We start from the raw sequence: 17,970 nt of genomic DNA on the forward strand, positions 1-17,970 counted from the left end.
CAAAATCACACAGGCTGACGTGTGTAGAGCACATGGCCCCGCAGCGGATCCTTCGAGCCGACGACGGCAATGCGGTTCCAGACGTGACACGACGGCGAAAGATGCTCCGAAACCGAAACCCAGTCTTCATTGACGAGACCGAGGCCCATCACGTCGTGTAGCACCAGCCACCATTGCTCGAACTTGTGTGGGCACGCGATGACCTTGCGCCACTTCTCGGCGCTGCAAAGCTCAACGTTTTTCAGCGCCTCTGCCACAACAAAGCCTCCTTGGTTGTAGTCGCTCATCGAAGCAAGGACGAAGAACTTGCCAAGATCTTCCGAAGACAGACGGAGAGTGAGTCGAAAGTTAGGGGCAGCTTCAATTTGCCATTCGCTCTGAGAGGTCCTTGCGCTGCGCCCCATGAATGCCTGCAACTGGTTCCTGATCGAGGCGCGTATGGCTTGTGAGTGCGGAAGCGGGCGCCTGTAGTGGACAGACACCCACCACGATTCGCCCTCGATGCTTGGCCCCATCTTGGGTAGCTCATTGTGCAGCCACGGATAGATTGAAAAATGGACTTGCTCAACGCCTTGATGGTCTCCAATACCATCAACGAAGTTCTGATTTAGACGGCGAACCTCAACGGCAATGCGGCCATCAATAGAAAAATCCGGCGTCACGTTCCCCAACGGTTGATGCTCAACGCCTCCGAGGTTCAGTGATTCCAGATACGGCTTTATCAGTCGTTCGCTCGCATCTGCTGGTCGCTTGGAGCGCATTGTGAGTGTCGTTGTGTCATGTCGGGTTGCGCACATGCTGGTCTTCCCATGCCTTCGACCAGCGGCCATCGCCTTCGTGCTTCTTCTGAAGCCGCTGAAAGTCATGAACCAGGGCCTCAATCTCCTTGACCTGGACTTCCAGCTCATCGAGCGTGACTTGAACTTCGGGTGCCATCTTGGCCGGATCAAATTCCCATGACAGAGCTACGAACGCGAAGAGGTCGGGTTCGCGCATATTGACGCGCCCCCAGCGGCCGTGCGCATAGTCATTGCGAACGCCTCGCGCACGCTCGACGCGCTGGAACCATTGCTCGAAAGCTGCGCAAGCGACAGGGTTGCTGTGCCCCCACATTTCAAGTGCCAACGGTCGAAGTTTGTCGAGGCGCGTCTTGAAGTGCACCGACGGGGCCACGAGGAGATGATCGACATCGACCCCCCGATACGGCCCAAGCCACTTCAGTTGCAGGCCGATGCCAAGATCAAGTCGCGCGTGCGCGTGAACCAAGCGCCCGAGCAGCCAGTGCAGACGATCCTCGCCCTGGAGAAATGGAAGTTGCAACGCCAAGCTCGACACAAAGGGCTCCTTTTGATGAAGGGTTATACGAGCAACGGATGCACGGGCGGCATGCACGGGATATTTGCCCTGTGACGCGAAGAGGGCGCTCGAGCTGAGTCACTCATATCGCAGACACTCTTGGCGAGGTTGGTCTGGTTGTCTCAGCGGCCCGCCGCCTGTGAATTTTGCCCGCTGAACCGAGCGAGGTTTCCTGTATCGTCTGCGCGTCTAAACAGCCTGAATCGACGATGGCTCAATCGAGCAATTTCGCCTTCTTGTCCGAGCACTCGCAACTGCTGGCAGAGCTTGGCGCCAGCGCGGAGCGGTTATTCCCGTTCGACCCCGCGAGCTGTGTCGTCAAGTTGAGGTTGCTTGCGGAAGCGATCACGCAAGATATTGCTGCACGGATCGGCGTGACCCTCTCGCAGCCGACCCAGGCCGAGTTGCTCCGGGCAATCGACATGCGGCTCGGGATGGATGCGCAAGTCCGACAACTGTTCCACCTGCTGCGACGCACCGGCAACCTGGCCGCGCACGAAATCGATCATCGAATCGGATACCGAGAAGGCTTGGACGCGATCAAGGTGGCACGCGAGATCGCTGTCTGGTTTCACCGCAGCTTCGGCAATAGCCCAGACTTCAAGGCCGGCCCCTTCGTCATGCCGGACGATCCGAGCCGCCGACTGATTGAGCTACAGCAGCAGATACAGCATCTTGATGCGCAACTTCAGGACGCGCAGACCATACAGGCGGCTCAAGCCAGGGCGGCGGAACTACTGGAAGAGCAGGCCGCGCATGAGCGCGCCATGGCTCAACGAGCTCAAGAAGAAAACGCCATCTATCAGCAGCTTGCAGAAGAAGCCAGCCAACGTGTCGTGCAGCTTCAGGTCGAGTTCGAAGGACAGCTCGAAAAAGAACGCGCTCACGCCGGTGAAGAGTCCATCAGCAGTTTCGCCATTCGGGCGGCGGAGGCTGCCAAGAAAGTCCAGATCGACGAGGCGACCACACGCCAGATCATCGATCTGCAATTGATCGATGCAGGATGGGAAGCAGACACCGTCCAGCTAACCCACGCGCGTGGCGTGCAGCCCGAACGGGGAAGGAACAAGGCAATCGCGGAATGGCCCACCAAGGGGCGGCAGGCCGCCGACTACGTCCTATTCGCAGGATTGACGCCTATCGCCGCCGTCGAGGCCAAACGCCAGAACATCAATGTCTCCGGGAAGATTCCGCAGGCGGAACGCTATGCGCGTGGGTTCGTGCAAGGAGCGGATCACGAACCCGCCTGGAAGGTCGCTGGTAGATCGGACCCGTGGCCAGACGGCCAGGGAGGTCACTTTGAGCTGCCTTTCGTCTATTCCAGCAATGGTCGCGCGCAGGTCAAGCAATTGGCCGAACTGAGCGGCACTTGGCACCGAGATGTTCGGGAACCATCGAACACCTCAAGATCGCTTCCGGGATTTCATTCGCCACAGGGGCTCATCGACCTTCTTACCCGGAGCCGGGAGGCAGCGCAGCAGCGGTTGAAGGATGAGGGATTCGCGTACCTGCGCTTGCGTGACTATCAGAACGAGGCGATTGCGGCGGTCGAAGGCGCAGTCGGTAGCGGCCAAACAAGCTGTCTTGTTGCCATGGCAACAGGTACTGGCAAGACCCGGACGATCATCGGCTTGATGTACCGGCTGCTGAAAGCCGAACGATTTCACCGCATCCTGTTTCTCGTAGACCGGACTGCCTTGGGGAATCAGGCTCAGGATGCATTCAACGAGGCCCCGCTGGAGCAGAACCAGCCGTTGTCCAAGATATACAACGTCGCGGAGTTGGGCGACATGGCTGCCGAGGCTGAAACCCGTGTTCAGGTGGCAACCGTGCAGGCAATGGTGAAGCGAATCTTTGGGAGCGATGCACCGCCATCCGTCGATGAATATGACTGCATCATCGTGGACGAGGCACATCGCGGCTATGCGCTTGATCAGGAAATGACCGAAGGTGAGTTGGCCGTGCGCGATCACGCCCAGTACCTCTCCGCTTACCGTCGAGTGCTGGACTACTTCGATGCCGTTCGGATTGGGCTCACCGCGACGCCGGCGCGCCACACGAGCGAGATATTTGGCAAACCCGTCTTCACGTACTCCTACCGGGAAGCGGTCGCCGACGATTGGCTCATCGACCACGAACCCCCGATTCGCTTTCAGACTCTCCTCAGCCAGAAGGGCATCCACTTCGACAAGGGCGAAAAGGTGGAGGCACTGAATCTCGCCACAGGGGAAATCGAGAGCGCCGAGTTGGAGGATGAGCTGAACTTCCAGGTCGAGAGCTTCAACCGTCGCGTCATCAACGAAGACTTCAACCGCGTCATCTGCGACGCGCTTGCGGACGAGCTCGATCCGCTCGGTGAAGAAAAAACGCTGATCTTCTGTGCGACCGATGCACACGCCGACATGGTCAAACGCCTACTCGACGCGGCATTCTCCGCGCGCTACGGCGAAAGCTACAACGAGGCTGCGGTGCGCAAGATCACCGGAGCTTCGGACAAGGTTGATCAGCTCATACGCCTGTTCAAGAATGAGCGGTACCCCAGCATCGCAATCACAGTTGACCTGTTGACCACCGGCATCGACGTACCCGCCATCTGTCATCTGGTCTTCCTGCGTCGGGTGAAGTCGCGCATCCTCTACGAGCAGATGATCGGCCGTGCAACTCGCCGATGTGACGAGATCGGGAAGACCGTGTTCAAAATCTACGACCCGGTGGACATCTACGCCGCTCTGGAGGCCGTCAATACCATGAAGCCGTTGGTGAAGGACCCCAACGTGACCATGGAGCAACTGATCGACGAACTGAACAACCCGGCCAGCTACGCGGCGCCTGGCGCAGTCCCAGGAGGCAGCCATGCACATGATGTGCTGGATCAACTCAATCAGAAGCTGATGCGTGTGCTGCGCAGCGCCGAGCATAAGGCGGAGAAGCGACCGCAGCTCAAATCCCGCCTCGCGGAGTTGGAGCAGCAATGGGGTGTCGCACCGTCCGAGTTGCACCAACATCTTCACGAACTGGGACCAAAGCAAGCTGCGGATTTCCTCAACCATCGGGTTGGTTTGCTGACGCAACTGGTGGAGGTGCAGTCGCTGATGGGCACGCACTACATGCCCATCATTTCTATGCACGGCGATGAGTTGGTTGCCCGCGAGCAGAGTTGGGGCACCTACGCGAAGCCCGACGACTACCTAGACAGCTTCAGCGCCTTCGTGCGCGAGAACCTAAATGCTTCCTCGGCCTTGGCGGTCGTCGTCAACCGACCGCGCGATCTGACACGCGACCAGCTTCGGGAAGTCAAGTTGCTGCTTGATGGACACGGCTACAGCGAAGCCAAGCTGCAAGCGGCATGGCGGAACAAGAGCAATCAAGACATCGCCGCCAGCATCATCGGCTTCATTCGCCAAGCCGCGCTCGGCGATGCCCTGCGGCCTTTCGAGGCTCGGGTCTCTGAAGCCATGACTCACATTTACACCTTGGCAAAGTGGACGCCGGTGCAACGCAGATGGTTGGACCGTTTGGCCAAGCAACTAACGCATGAGGTCGTCCTAGAGCGAAATTTTGTGAACCGTGCCTTCTCACAAGACGGCGGCGCCGGCCAGCTCGACAAGATATTGGGCGAGAAGCTCGACGATGTATTGACTGGCTTGGCGGAGCACCTGTGGCCCCAAGTCGCGTAGCTATGCCCATCCAGAAAAAGCGATGTCAAGTCCACACAAAAATCGCGTTGACCCCTGGGGCAATTTGAATGCAGTGCGCGCCCACGGAAAGATGATGGGCAACAGGGGGATTCTTCACGAAGGCCAAGAGATCGTCAGGCAGTGGCGCAGCAAGGCGTGGGTGACCTGCTTGCTCGATACGCCAGCCAAGCTGAAGCCCCGCAAGCCCTTTTCGCCAGGCACATATTCGGAGTTGTTTTTCCTTGATGAAGCGACGGCATTTGCGGCGGGCCACCGTCCATGTCGGTACTGCCAACGGCCCAGATTTGACTTGTTCAAGTCGGTTTGGGTTGACGCCAACGCACCTTCACAGGCAACGACCCCATTGATAGGGGATATCGACAAGGTTCTTCATTGTGAGCGCATCGATGCCGACCGGAGGAAGGTTGCGCATGAACGAAGGCTTGCTGACCTCCCAACTGGCACGTTCTTCGAGTTCGAGGGCGATGCACTGATGATCTGGGAGAATCATCTGCTTCGATGGTCATTCGACGGCTATACGCTGCACCGAAAGCTGCCAGCCGACGAGTGGGTGACTGTGCTTACGCCGGCCTCCATCGTTCGTCTATTTCAATCCGGCTACGTGCCCTGTATTCATCCTAGCGCCGCAGAAGCCCTTGGGCTCCAGCCTGTCGCCTCTTCGTCTCCCCGATAAACCATGACCCAAAACGACATCGTCCAGAAGCTCTGGAATCTCTGCGACGTGCTGCGCGACGACGGCATCAACTACAGCGACTATGTGACGGAGCTGGTGCTGCTGCTCTTTATCAAGATGGAGCACGAGAACAAGCAGAGCGGCATCCTCGCCGAGCACAAGCTGCCCGACTTCGCACGCTGGAGCACGCTGTCCAGCATGAGCGGCCTCACTTTGCTCAATCACTACCGTGAAACGCTGCTGAAGCTCAGCCAGAACCCCGACCCGCTGATCGCCGCCATCTACGCCGATGCACAGACCAGCCTCAAGGAAGCGCGGCATCTGGAGCAGTTGATCAAGAGCCTGGATGGTATCGACTGGTTCAGTGCGACGAAGGACGGCCTTGGTGACCTCTATGAAGGTCTCCTCGAAAAGAATGCTAGCGAGACCAAGAGCGGCGCTGGTCAGTACTTCACGCCTCGGCCTCTGATCGACAGCATCATCGCGTTGATCAAACCGCAGCCTGGGGAAACCGTCCAGGACCCTGCTGCGGGAACGGCGGGCTTCCTGATCGCTGCTGACGCCTATGTCAAGGCGAACACTGACCAGTTGTATGACCTGAACGAGAAACAGCGCGAGTTCCAGCGCAACAAAGCCTTCATCGGCATGGAACTGGTCACTAGCACCCGCCGCCTCGCGTTGATGAACTGCCTTCTGCACGGCATGGAGGGTGATGCTGATGGAGTCGTTCATATTGGCAACACGTTGGGCAGTGCCGGCAGCAGCCTGCCCAAGAATGACATCATCCTCAGCAACCCACCCTTTGGGACGGCCAAGGGTGGTGGCGGGCCAACGCGCGACGACCTGACCTACGCCACGGGCAACAAGCAACTCGCTTTCGTCCAGCACATCGTGCGCCATCTCAAGGATGGCGGTCGCGCCGCAGTCATCGTGCCCGACAACGTGCTGTTCGAGGCGGGCGTGGGGGCCGATATTCGTCGGAACTTAATGGACAAATGTCGCCTGCACACGGTTCTCAGGTTGCCAACCGGCATCTTCTACGCGCAAGGAGTAAAGACCAATGTCCTCTTCTTTCAGAAGATTGACGAGGGCGCGACCGGAAGTACGAAAGAAGTCTGGGTCTATGACATGCGGGCGAATATGCCGAAGTTCGGCAAGCGCACTCCGTTGACGCGCGGGCATTTTGCTGATTTCGAAGTGGCATTTGGAGAAGATGCCAACGGGCAGAGTGCGCGCGTGGACGCGGGAGAGGCAAGTCGCTTCCGTTGCTTTAGCCGAGAGACCGTGAAGGCACGAGGCCACAGCTTGGACATCAGTTGGCTGAAGGATGAAAACGCTGAGGATGTGGCGGACTTGCCCGAGCCGGCTGTACTAGCACGGGAAGCGATGGATGAACTGACTGGCGCCATGGAAGAACTGGAGTCCCTGATCGACGAACTGCTGGAGGCCCCGCAGTGACCGGTGTCCCAAATGGTTGGGTGAGTGCTCGGCTTGGCGAGGTAGTTGCGTCCATGTCAAATGGCATGCCCGGAACGCAGAACAAAGAGGGGGTTGGAATTCCGGTGTCCCGCATTGAGACAATTGCCGCGCAAAAGATCGACTTCGGCCGGATTGGCTTCATCAAGGACTACGACACCAGCTCAATCGAAAGATATCGACTGCAAGACGGCGATGTGCTGTTCAGCCATATCAATAGCCCAGCTCACTTAGGAAAGACGGCAGTTTTTTCTGGATCAGGCCGTCTCTACCATGGCATCAATCTACTACGCCTAGTCGTTCATCGGGAGGCGATCCTGCCTAAGATGTTCGACTACTACTGCAAGTCTATGCGGCTGAGAGGCGAGTTTGCAATGCGTGCTCAGCACGCCGTGAACCAATCATCGATTAATCAAGCAAAGTTGGCGCAATTCGAGATATCGCTGCCTCCTCTTGCTGAACAGCGGCGCATCGCCGACAAGCTCGACACAGTGCTCGCCCGCGTGGACGCCTGCCGCGAGCGCATGGCCCGTGTGATGCCGTTGCTCAAACGACTGCGGCAGTCAATTTTCGCTGTGGCCACATCGGGGCGATTGTCGGAGGACTGGCGCGACGGCGCAGGGATTTCTTCCGCAACCTGGATGACCACTAGCGTGGACAAAGTCGCGGATATCGTCGATCCGCACCCCAGCCACAGAACTCCCCCAGAAGTTGCAGATGGCATTCCGTACATTTCTATTGGCGATCTGGAGGCAACGGGGCAATTCAACCTCGATGGATCTCGCAAAGTCGGGCTAGACGTGTTAGCCGAGCATCGCGCGCGGTACACGATCAAAGATGGCGACTTCATCTTTGGAAAGATTGGCACGCTCGGCAAGCCGACCAAATTGCCGGTCGGCTTGGACTACACAATCTCTGCAAACGTGCTTCTCATTCAGCCGAAAGCGGAGGTCGCAAACGCGGCGTTCCTACGATTGGTCTTCGCGTCGCCGGCCTTCATGGCCTCCGTCGTTGACCAGAGTTCGTCAACGTCACAAGCTGCTTTTGGCATCAAGAAGATGAGAGGCACGTCTATTCGCTTGCCGTCCATCGCCGAGCAATCTGAAATCGTTCGCCGCGTGGAAACGCTATTCGCCTTCGCGGACCGTCTCGAAGCCCGCCTCACACAAGCCCAAGCGGCCACGGACCGCCTGACGCCCGCGCTGCTGGCCAAAGCCTTCCGCGGCGAGCTCGTGCCGCAGGACCCTGCCGATGAGCCTGCGGCCGACCTGCTGCGACGGCTCAACTCGCAAGCTCAGCCTACGAAGGTAGCGAGGCGACCCCGCGCAGCATGACGATCAGGCTTCGCCGGCCCGTCGCTTTTTGAACTGCTCGAAGCGATCTCTGTACGAAAATAGGTAATCGAGGATGGCGTTGGTAAATTCGAGCGTGTCCTTGGCATCGGGCTGCCCAATAGACACTCCCACCCCATGCGCTGCCTCGTTGCCGACAATTCGCAGCGCATCGGACCACTCGAATAGTCGCTCGTCGATGAGGCCCTCTGCCTTCATCTGTTTGAGTGAGGCGCTTAAATTGCGTTCGGTCACACCGTGCTCGGTGCAGACTCCTTCGATTGTCTTTCGACACATGATCGCCGAGGCTGTGTACGCCTGCGAACGATAGCAAGTGCAAGCCTCCTCGAATGCGGCTCGAATGTTCTTCGGTGCGTTTGGATTGACGCGCAGGTCACCTTGGGGAAACACGACAAAGGGCGTATCCCATTTGTCCCCTTCAGCCATGTTTCCGAGGTTGGTTTGGCGCACCAGGATCGGCGATTGGCAGGCCGTGCAAGCTAACAGCGTGTACCTACATGACGGCTCGCGGCCGTCGAAGTGACGCCAGTAGTTACCTGCCTCACTAGCCTCAACGTACTGCCGGCACTCTGTGCAATGAATGATCATGCTGCCATCTACCCGCTTTTCGTTCGGACCTACACGCGGGCTACCAGACGTTGAATGGCAGAGGCGATGCTTTCACCTCTACGCCGGTAATCCCGCTAGACGCTAAGAGCATCTGTACAGACGCCTCGCAGCGTTCTTGGTTTGGATTGGGGCCGACAATAATTTCGCGCAGAGCGCCGGCCATCTCGCCTCCCAAGATGTTCAGCTCCACATACGGCGCGAGGTAAGACGCGGTCGGTCGGAATTGGACCGCTTGCGATGGCTGATTCGCAACTATGCGCCACTCTGCCTCTTCATGGAAACCTTGGTTCTTAAACAGTGGCGCAAGCTCAGAAAGCTCCGTGCACAACCAAGCGGTGGCTGCGTCAGCTTGCGGCTTTTCCGGGCCCACTGAGGTGCGTTCCCTGTATTCAATGTCAGCGTCCACTTTGGCAGACGTTGCCAACTGGCCGTAGTCGGCCCTGGTCATCTTGGGCTGCGGAAAGCGCGAGTAGCACTGCACCACAAGCTCATGAACCTGCCTCCTTTGATCATCGTGTTCATACCGGCAGGGATCTAGCCTGAACCCGCTTGCCGCACAAAACGTTCGCACGGTCTCAACGTCAAAGCCTAGGCAGACACCGCCGCCCGCCGGGCAGTAGCCGCGCCATTGACTCAGCAGATCCGCCTTCTGGCTGAACGAGGCGATGTAGAGATCGCCAACGTCGATTGCTTCGAGCGCATGGCGGACCGCCCATCCGAAGGCTGCGACATAGTCATCCGCCTCGAATATGGCGCCGGCCTGCTGCTTGGCAAACGCCAATCCATGGAAAAACTCACTTGCATCGTTCAAGTACGAAGCATGTGTCGCCCAGATGCTGCGGCTGCGAAGTATGCCAAGCAGGCCATTCAGGCTGGTGTAGTGGTAGAGCATTATTCAGTAGTCTCGATTCCGCTGATTGGGCGAATTACAGGCTTGGTTGGATTGGAGGCATACACGAACTGTGCTTCTCCCGCAGCAATCGCATTCGAGGCACAAGGCCAGGGTCTTGGGCTGCGATGACTGCGGCATTTGCCACGTACAACAACATCAGGTTTCGATTCCAGATGACGGCCATCAATTTATCGTTGGGATACGACGGCATCAGGGCATGGACAACCGCCTGCGATCCGCTGTGCACAAATGAATGCATCGCCTTGATCGCGCCGAGAAGGAGCTCAAACTCGGTAGCCACATGCGAAGCGTGACTGCGGATGTGCTTCAGCATCGTCGGAATGGAGACCTGCGAAGCCGGCTCTTCGTGGCCAGGCCCTTCGACGGGCGTCGTGAACTTGTCGAGCCACTCCTCGTTCGCGCACTGCGCGGTCCAGGCAGCCCGCACTACAGCCTCGAACTGAAGTCTACAAAGCGCCGATGCCGTGCCGGTCAAGCCGGCATCGATCAGCAGTCGCAGGCTTACCCCGTGCTCGAAGGCGGTTCCGCACAACGCCATGGCGATGAGGCCCCGCCTTGATCGCGGCTGGCACTTGCCCAGCAGCTTGCCCACGTCTTCGTCCAGCGCCTCGCTGGCCACTAGCAGCTCAGCCAAGCGCGCTTGATCGCCTTGCTCGCTCATGGGGGCGAGCCATCAGCATGAATGCGCCTAGCTGCGTTGCGCGCCTCGATGCAGTGCGGCAGATGCTTCATTCCCGACAATTCCGCGCGCTCCGGTCTTGGCTGGGCTTTGGCATGGTGCTCGGCTCAACGTGCGACAGGTACTCGCGGCATTGATAGGCCAACCTAGCCCGCGCAGCGCCGACACCTTGGGCATCCCCGACTTGCAGTGCCGCAATCACCTTCAAGAGGGCGTTCCCGATACGCCGCTCGGTGCGCTCTGTCGGCGTCTCGACCTCCGGCCGCTTTCGATACCTGAACTCGCTGGTCATGGCATGCTCCATCGCTGAACGACGACATCACCGGCCACCCGGAGCGCGCTCAACAACATTTCCGCGGACCGCCGCTCCGCCTCTTCCCATTGCTGGGTGATGCTGGCCGGGCTCATGGCGTGGAGTTGGACGGCAATCGCGTCCAAGCGCGCGTCAGTCCAGGGTGTGCGCCGCGCAGTCATTTCGAGAAAGGGAATGAATGGGTTCCAGTTGGCCCATTCGCCTACTTCAGGGCCAAAGTCCCCTGAACGGAGAATGATGAGGCGGTCGATGAGCGGCGTCCCGGCGCCATCGGACGCGAAGGCAAGTACGCTCCGGATGCGGGCGATTGCTCGATCAGCCCCTTCGTTGTATCCGATGGCCGTCGCGAGTTCGTCAGCGCGGCACGGCGGAATCGTCATGTCAGGTTGACGGATGCTGCGCAGGTGTTCGAGCGCAGCAAGTGCCCCCTCCGTCTGGGTCAGGCTTGTCCCGCTTCCCATCTTCCCCTCGTCGTTCAATGAATTTTTTGATGCTAGTGGAGGCCAGTGGAGGCCAGTGATAAGTAGTGTGCCTTAGACCGCCAAGTCGGGAATGCGCGACATGCGCGAGGCCCAAAATCTGGCGATGGTCACTGCGTCGCGGCTCGGGTGCTTTGGAGCCGCGAAGGTGGTGCGTCAGCGCAGCGACAGAGCGAAAATCGACTACGTATTCATGTACGCAGGGGTCGTCAGATGGACACCGTAGAGAAATCCGGCTTGGAATTCGGCTGGAGGCGCCCAGCTTGCCTTGCGGGTCCCGAGGCCGAAGCGAAGCGGTTGGCTGCATGGAGGAAGGCGTGGGACAACCGCATCCGCTGCTGCGGCATCACCCGATCCGGCGAGCAGTGCAAGAACGTGCCGATCAAGTGACCTGCCCCCTGCCAGCCGTACCAACGTAATGGCAGTGAAGTCCGTCAACTTGGAGAATGACGGACATGAGAAAGAGCAGATACACCGAAGAGCAAATCGGTTTCATCCGGCAGGCCGAGGCCGGCTTGCCGATCAAGGAGTTGTGTCGCAAGGGCGGCTTCAGCGACGCCACCTTCTACAAATGGCGTGCCAAGTACGGCGGCATGGATGTGCCCGATGCCAAGCGATTGCGTGAGCTGGAGGCCGAGAACAACAAGCTCAAGAAACTGTTGGCCGAAGCGCACCTGGACATTCACGCGCTGAACACCGCCTTCGGGGTAAAGCGCTAGCCCCGCAGGCCAAGCGCGCAGCCATCGCCACCATGATCGAGCAATGCGATCTGAGCGAGCGGCGTGCATGCAAGCTTGTGGGGCTCTCCCGCGACAGCTACCGCCATCCACCCGACGTCGATGCGGTGACCCAGGAACTCAGCAGCAAGATCGTGGAGATCGCGCACGCGCGTCGGCGCTTTGGCTATAGGCGCATCCATGACCTGCTGCGCCCGCACTTCCCGGGCGTGAACCACAAAAAGGTCTATCGGCTCTACAGCGCCGCCAACCTGGCGGTACGCAAGCGCAAGAAGATCAAGCGTCCCGCGAGCGAGCGTGTGCCGCTGCAACCGGCCAGCACGGCCAATGAGGTGTGGAGCATGGACTTCGTCAGCGACAGCCTGAGCACTGGGCGGCGCATCAAGTGCCTCACGGTTGCCGACGACTTCAGCCACGAATGCGTGAGCATCTCGGTGGACTGGGGCATCTCGGGTCAGTACGTCACGCGGCTGCTGGACCAGGCGGCAGTCTTCAGGGGCTACCCGCTGGCAATGCGTACTGACAACGGCCCGGAGTTCACCAGTCGCGCGTTCATGGGTTGGGCACAAGCCCACGGCATCCGCCACATCCTAATCGAGCCGGGCCGGCCCATGCAGAACGGCTACATCGAGAGCTTCAACGGAAAGTTCAGGGACGAGTGCCTGAACGAACAATGGTTCGAGACACTGCAACAAGCTAGGACAGCCGTCACGGCCTGGCGCCAGGACTACAACGAGGTCAGGCCGCACAGCAGTTGCCAGCGTATGCCGCCGGCCAAGTTCGCCGAGTTGCATCGCCAGCGCGCTGGCGATGCAACTCAAACCACTTCAACCACCACCGAGATCAATTAATCTTGCAACCCCGGACTTCCTCGTCATGAATGGCACGGCGACAGGGGGCAGGTCAAACTCACCTATTTCGTACTGCGCAAGCTGCGCGATCAGGTGACGATCTCAGTCACGGTCGACCTCAACTTTGCAGATTGGCACTTGCCCGGGAATTTGCGCGACTTCGCCGATACCTACCGTTCGGCCGTGCTGGATGCCATCACGGGGCCGGCTGGCGTGCATATCGAGCAAAACGAGGCAGGCTACTCCCTCGAATGCACGGCAGTCGTGTTGCCGAGCACAGACCTGTACGACGCCTACCAAGCGCTCGCCGAGGAAGTCCTCATCGCATATCGCAAAGCCTTAGCTCACCTAGTAAAGCCGGCCGGCACAGATCCGAAGGGCAACGCGGCGGCAACGCCCGCAACCGATACACACGGCCCCCGGTGGTGGATCAGGTACGTCCTCGTCCCTGTCCAGGGTAGTGGTGCCGTAGCCGCAGCCGCAACGACGGTTCTGGCTCTGCTGAAATAGCGCAGCGGCAGCGCTACAGCTTGGGGAGCCAAGAGCGGCGCATGGGAGTCTGGCCTGCTGCCAGTTTCATTGACACCGGTCCAAGCTTCTGAGCTTGCTCCCACGGGGCTGACGGCTAGTTCCGGCGCATCGGCTTGTCTGCCCACGCGATGCAATCTCCACCAGCATCTGGCCGCGTGCCGGTGAGGCACTTACCGCACATCTTGTTGCACGACCTCCCTGTCGCCTCCAAAATGCCGCGCATGACCACCGCCGCCGCCAACGCCGTCCCTGTCGACGACCGCGAATACATCGCCGCATTGGAAATCGAGACGCGCAGATTGCGAGCCGAGGCGCAGCGCATAGAAGCGGAAGCTTCGCGCCTTGGCGCGCAGGTGTGGTTGGCGATGTGGAACGACATGCGGCGCAGTGACGAGTTTCATGCACGCCATCCCTGGGTCAGGTACGTCGTGACGAGCACGGCAGTGCTGGGGGGCGCCGTTGTGGGCGCTATCGTGGCGACGATGTTGGTGCGCTGACCCGAACTTCGTCGCTGCAATCAGCCTTCGCGCGCCGGCAGATAGCCCCCGATGACGCGGGCTACGCCTTGCAGGTGCGCGAACTCCTCATCGCTGAACGGCTGCTCGGTGACGTCGAAATGGCACAGGGTGCCGAACAGCTCCCCGGTCGCGTCGATCACCGGGACGCCGTGGTAGGAGACCATCACGCCCTTGTAAGGATGGCCGTCCAGGCGATCTTCGTTCGCCGAGTTGCTTGTCAGGAAGGTGCCGTCGCGCATGACGAACTGGCAGAAGCTGTCGCCAAGCGGGACTTCCGCCAGGAACTGCGGCCTTGCCTCGCCGGCCTTGTCCACCAGCACGATGTTCTTCAGGGTCTCGCGGTCGAGCTGGTACAGCGCCGTGTACCTGTGCGCCACGCGGCCGTTGAGGCCCATGAGCCCCGCGGTCAATCCGAAGCGGCTGCAACGGTCCGCGAATTCCTGGACGTCCGGCGTGGGCTGGAACGGTGGAAGCGCCTTCAGCAGTTGCTGGTACTGCGCGTCGATGTCGTCTTCCCAGCGATTGCAGGCCTCGAGATAGATGCGGTCCGCGTGTTGAGGGTCGTTGCCCGCAACGAGGCCGAACCTCGGGTAGGGCGCGATCTCGCGTCCGGCCGCGCGCAATGCGCGTTCCTTGTGGAATCGGGAGAGCTCGCTCATGCCGCGATTCTAGGCTGCGCGGCGGGTACGTCCGTCAACCGCTGAAGTTGGTTTCCGCGGCGACGCGCTGGCGGGCCAAGGCCTGCGCGATGGTGTCGCCTTGGGCGTGAAACGGGTCGCCGTCGGTCGCGCCGGCCGGCTGGTAGTCGAACAGCTGCGCGAACGGCCGCAGCTTGCTGGCCGAGCCGCGGGTGTAGATCACGCTGCGACGCAGGAGCGCCCCGATGATCAGCCCGTGAAGGCGGCCGGTGACGATCCAGCGCGCGCGGCCATACGGCTGCAGCAGGCCGTGCTCGATGCCGCCTTGCGCGGCAACTTCCACCGTCACCGGCATGGCCTCCTGGACGGCAGCGGCGAAGCTGCGGCAGAAGTCGAGGCCCAGTTCCGTTCTTGAGTCATGCGACACGACGATGACGTGCTTCATGCCGCATCGCTCGAACAAGTCGCGCAATACCTTCAGAATTTCCGAGGGGTCTTCCACCCGGCCTTCCTGCACGTCGATGCCCGGCGACACGAGGCATGCGGATGTCTCGGGGTGGCCGGCGGGCAGGTGCACGCATCCGTCCAGGAACGCGAGGTCTCCCGCCCGCTCGACCCTATCCGCCACGGCCGGGAAGTCGGCGCGCAACGCCTTTGCCGACAGCGGGTCGCGCACGCAGATCCTGTCGCAGCAGGCAAGGATGCGGCCGAAGAGCCGGTGCCGCCACCCCGATGCGATCGGTGTCGCGCCGGAGCCGATGACCCGCACGGTCCGCCCCGACGCCTTTGCCAGCCCGGCGACGACGGTGGTGAAGAGCAGCCACCCCAGCGATATCTCATTCCTGATGGCATGGCCGCCCCCGATCCAGATCGAGCCCGACCCACACGCGCGCAGCGCACGCAGAGGCTCGTCGCGCATCGCGATGACCTCGAAGCCTTCCTTCTCGAATTCGCTGCGAACTTCTTCGCTGGGCCGGCGGTAGGGCAGCACGGTGACTTGCCCACCGTCGCGCGACAGGCGCCGTGCCGCGGCAAGCGAAAGCATGGCGTCTCCGAGGTTCACGAACTCGCCGGGGAGCACTGCGGATTTCGCGGGCATGGAAGCGGTCATGGGCGCGCGGCAGTTGCGAAACGGCCGGGTGTGCGTTGGAAAGTACGAAAAAAGGACTGGCGCAAAAGTGGCATTGGTGATGGGATCGTGGCGTGCCGCAGCAGAAACCGTGCCGGGCGAAGGGAAGGCAGACGTCTCGGCATGTCAGTGCCGCGTGCTGCTCTTATAGTTTGCATGCGCTTGCACCGTATCACGTGACGGTTTACGCGTTGTCACCGCTGGCGCAGGTCTTGTCGGACAACTGCCATGAGGCCGTGTCGGACAACAGCCATCAACCTTCACAAGGCCGGTCGCGGCCAGCATTCGCAATGCCATTGGCCGTTCTACCGACTGGTATATCCGCCCGCGCGGGACGAGCCGCGTGGCTTGCGTTCGCAACGTTCGTCGGCCTGTCGCTCGCCTGTCCGGTCGTCGCAGCGGCCGCGGATGCGGACGGCGATGAAGGCGCCGGCGTTGCGTGGGGCGTGGCGCCGTCGGCCGCGCTGACCTACAACCCCGAGGCCTGGCTTCCCGCGATGGCCGAGGCCGGCGCCGCAAGCGTGCGTGGCTTCCATTCCACGCCGGACCTCGACCGCTCCACGCCGATCACGTCCGCCGGCATGTCGGTGGTCGGCATCCTGCAGTGGAGCAGCGGCGGCGTGCATTCGCTGCCGGTGAACGACCTGGCGGGCTGGCGCCGGTACGTCACCGCCCAGGTCAGCCGTTACCAGGGCCGGATCAAGTACTGGGAGGTGTGGAACGAGCCGCCCAACTTCACGGCCGACAAGTCGCCCGCGTCGTACGCCAAGGTGGTGGCGGCTGCCTTCGACGCGGCCAAGGCGGTCGATCCGGCGGTGCAGATCGGCCTGGCCGCCAAGAGCAACCATGTCAACTGGCTGGCCGAGAGCATTGCCGCCGGCGCGGCCGGCAAGTTCGACTTCGTGACGTTGCATCCCTACGAGGTGGCGGCCTTGCTGCCCCAAGGCTGGGAGGGCCAGTTCATGGCCATCGTGCCGCGCGTGCGCGCAATGCTGCGCGAAAGAAACCCCGACAAGGCCGACGTGCCGGTGTGGTTCACCGAGATCGGCTTTCCGGCCACGCCGCCAGCCGGCGGCGGCGACGGCGCGCAGCTGCAGGCAGACATGCTCGTCAAGATCTACACGATGGCGCTCGCCCAGGGCGTGGCGCGCACGTACTGGTTCGACCCGAGCGACAGCGAAGGCCTGACGATGGGCCTGACGCGCGTCGACGGTACCCGGCGCCCCGCATGGCAGGCGCTGCGCAGCCTGCGCGGCGCGCTGGGCGCGCGGCCCACCTATGCCGGCTGGATCCAGCCCGGCAACGCCTTCTACGGTTTCGTGTTCGAGGCACCGCAAGGCGTGGCGCTGGTCGCATGGTCGCGGGCCGGCCAGTCCACGCCGCTTGCGTTGGCGTCGGACGTCGACGTGATCGATCCACGCACCGGCTCGGTCACGCGAGGCGCAACACCGACCGTCTCCGACGCACCCTCGATCCTGATCGCCGCAGCCGACTCGGCGCAGGCCCGGCAGTGGCTGGGCGAAGCCGCCGGCAGCCGCGACCGGCCGTTCGCATGGAATGGCGATCACGGAGCTTCGTCGTCGGTGCAGATGACCGCCGGCGACGCGCCGGACGGCGTGTTCATGGTGAACCCGCCGCCGGCGACGGTGGTGGGCGGCGTGGCCGAGTTCGACCTGGAAGGCAAGCGCGGTGCCTGCTTCGCGGTGGACCCGGCGTTCCTGCCATACGCCACCACGCCGATCCGCATCTCCGTCGAACTGCGCGGCCATGGCCGCGGCAGCCCCGGCTTCAATCTCAAGTACGAATCGGATGCGTCCATCGCCAAGGCCGACGCCAACGGCCTGGTGAACTCGCGCGAGGGCTGGTTCCGCATCGACCGGAGCGCCTTCTACGAGAAGACCTGGACACTGCCCAACGCCCGCTTCGTCGGCATGTACGGCTACAACTTCTGCCTGGATGCAGACAGCCCCGCGCACTCCGGGTTCAGCATCCGGCGGGTGACGGTGAGCAGGTAGCGC

The 17,970-nt window shown here is 61.2% G+C and carries 16 protein-coding genes; 8 read left to right on the forward strand and 8 right to left on the reverse strand.

Translation table 11 applies throughout. The annotated features are described in order from the left end of the window. Positions 1–5: 5 nt before the first annotated feature. Together VES41_RS16475 and VES41_RS16480 are read right to left on the reverse strand one after the other, a co-directional pair. Positions 6–761, reverse strand: a complete 756-nt coding sequence (locus tag VES41_RS16475) for a hypothetical protein (RefSeq protein ID WP_324819164.1) — start codon at positions 759–761, stop codon at positions 6–8. 16 nt (positions 762–777) lie between these two features. After that, entirely contained in the window at positions 778–1,335 is a 558-nt protein-coding gene (locus VES41_RS16480; RefSeq protein WP_324819167.1) for a hypothetical protein, read from the reverse strand. Positions 1,336–1,565: 230 nt separating this feature from the next. Here VES41_RS16480 and hsdR point away from each other — a divergent pair, with 230 nt between their 5' ends. From hsdR to VES41_RS16500, 4 genes are read left to right on the forward strand one after another with little or no spacing between them, the layout of a single operon-like run. Further along, positions 1,566–5,033, forward strand: a complete 3,468-nt coding sequence (gene hsdR / locus VES41_RS16485; RefSeq protein WP_324819170.1) for a type I restriction-modification system endonuclease — start codon at positions 1,566–1,568, stop codon at positions 5,031–5,033. Positions 5,034–5,055: 22 nt separating this feature from the next. Further along, on the forward strand, positions 5,056–5,727 hold the full coding sequence (locus tag VES41_RS16490; RefSeq protein WP_324819171.1) for a hypothetical protein: 672 nt from the start codon (positions 5,056–5,058) through the stop codon (positions 5,725–5,727). 3 nt (positions 5,728–5,730) lie between these two features. Next, on the forward strand, positions 5,731–7,185 hold the full coding sequence (locus tag VES41_RS16495; protein ID WP_324819173.1) for an N-6 DNA methylase: 1,455 nt from the start codon (positions 5,731–5,733) through the stop codon (positions 7,183–7,185). Next, positions 7,182–8,537 (forward strand): restriction endonuclease subunit S, encoded by a 1,356-nt coding sequence (locus VES41_RS16500; protein WP_324819175.1) that lies wholly within the window; start codon positions 7,182–7,184, stop codon positions 8,535–8,537. The genes VES41_RS16495 and VES41_RS16500 overlap by 4 nt, the downstream gene beginning before the upstream one ends. 3 nt (positions 8,538–8,540) lie before the next feature. Here the strand turns inward: VES41_RS16500 and VES41_RS16505 are convergent, their stop codons facing one another. The 4 genes from VES41_RS16505 to VES41_RS16520 all read right to left on the reverse strand — a co-directional run bounded on the left by VES41_RS16505 (position 8,541) and on the right by VES41_RS16520 (position 11,548). After that, the gene (locus VES41_RS16505) at positions 8,541–9,143 is read right to left on the reverse strand and encodes a DUF4145 domain-containing protein (protein WP_324819177.1); all 603 of its coding nucleotides are present in this window, start codon (positions 9,141–9,143) and stop codon (positions 8,541–8,543) included. A 40-nt stretch (positions 9,144–9,183) separates the two neighbouring features. Continuing rightward, complete coding sequence (locus tag VES41_RS16510; RefSeq protein WP_324819180.1) at positions 9,184–10,056, reverse strand: DUF2971 domain-containing protein; 873 nt, start codon at positions 10,054–10,056, stop codon at positions 9,184–9,186. A 34-nt stretch (positions 10,057–10,090) separates the two neighbouring features. Then, positions 10,091–10,738 carry a DUF6988 family protein gene (locus tag VES41_RS16515; protein WP_324819183.1) on the reverse strand — a complete coding sequence of 216 codons (648 nt, stop codon included), beginning with the start codon at positions 10,736–10,738 and terminating at the stop codon, positions 10,091–10,093. 306 nt (positions 10,739–11,044) lie between these two features. Beyond that, complete coding sequence (locus tag VES41_RS16520) at positions 11,045–11,548, reverse strand: hypothetical protein (protein ID WP_324819186.1); 504 nt, start codon at positions 11,546–11,548, stop codon at positions 11,045–11,047. A gap of 455 nt (positions 11,549–12,003) precedes the next feature. Between VES41_RS16520 and VES41_RS16525 the strand changes: the two genes are divergently transcribed. From VES41_RS16525 to VES41_RS16535, 3 genes are all read left to right on the forward strand, one after another. Then, a protein-coding gene (locus VES41_RS16525) for an IS3 family transposase (RefSeq protein ID WP_414719155.1) occupies positions 12,004–13,136 on the forward strand; the annotation gives its coding sequence in 2 pieces (ribosomal slippage) (positions 12,004–12,250 and positions 12,250–13,136; 1,134 coding nt in all). A 93-nt stretch (positions 13,137–13,229) separates the two neighbouring features. Then, on the forward strand, positions 13,230–13,646 hold the full coding sequence (locus VES41_RS16530; RefSeq protein WP_324819188.1) for a hypothetical protein: 417 nt from the start codon (positions 13,230–13,232) through the stop codon (positions 13,644–13,646). Positions 13,647–13,888: 242 nt separating this feature from the next. Next, positions 13,889–14,164, forward strand: a complete 276-nt coding sequence (locus VES41_RS16535) for a hypothetical protein (RefSeq protein ID WP_324819191.1) — start codon at positions 13,889–13,891, stop codon at positions 14,162–14,164. Positions 14,165–14,184: 20 nt separating this feature from the next. On the opposite strand, the gene VES41_RS16540 is transcribed toward VES41_RS16535, so the two are convergent. Then, positions 14,185–14,844, reverse strand: a complete 660-nt coding sequence (locus tag VES41_RS16540) for a GAF domain-containing protein (RefSeq protein WP_324819194.1) — start codon at positions 14,842–14,844, stop codon at positions 14,185–14,187. Positions 14,845–14,878: 34 nt separating this feature from the next. Beyond that, on the reverse strand, positions 14,879–15,934 hold the full coding sequence (locus VES41_RS16545) for a polysaccharide pyruvyl transferase family protein (RefSeq protein ID WP_324819196.1): 1,056 nt from the start codon (positions 15,932–15,934) through the stop codon (positions 14,879–14,881). Between the two features lie 308 nt (positions 15,935–16,242). On the opposite strand from VES41_RS16545, the gene VES41_RS16550 reads away from it, so the two are divergent. Further along, on the forward strand, positions 16,243–17,967 hold the full coding sequence (locus VES41_RS16550) for a hypothetical protein (RefSeq protein WP_324819199.1): 1,725 nt from the start codon (positions 16,243–16,245) through the stop codon (positions 17,965–17,967). Positions 17,968–17,970 lie beyond the last annotated feature (3 nt).

Source organism: Variovorax sp., from assembly GCF_035634955.1.
In the GTDB taxonomy this organism is placed as follows: domain Bacteria; phylum Pseudomonadota; class Gammaproteobacteria; order Burkholderiales; family Burkholderiaceae_C; genus Variovorax.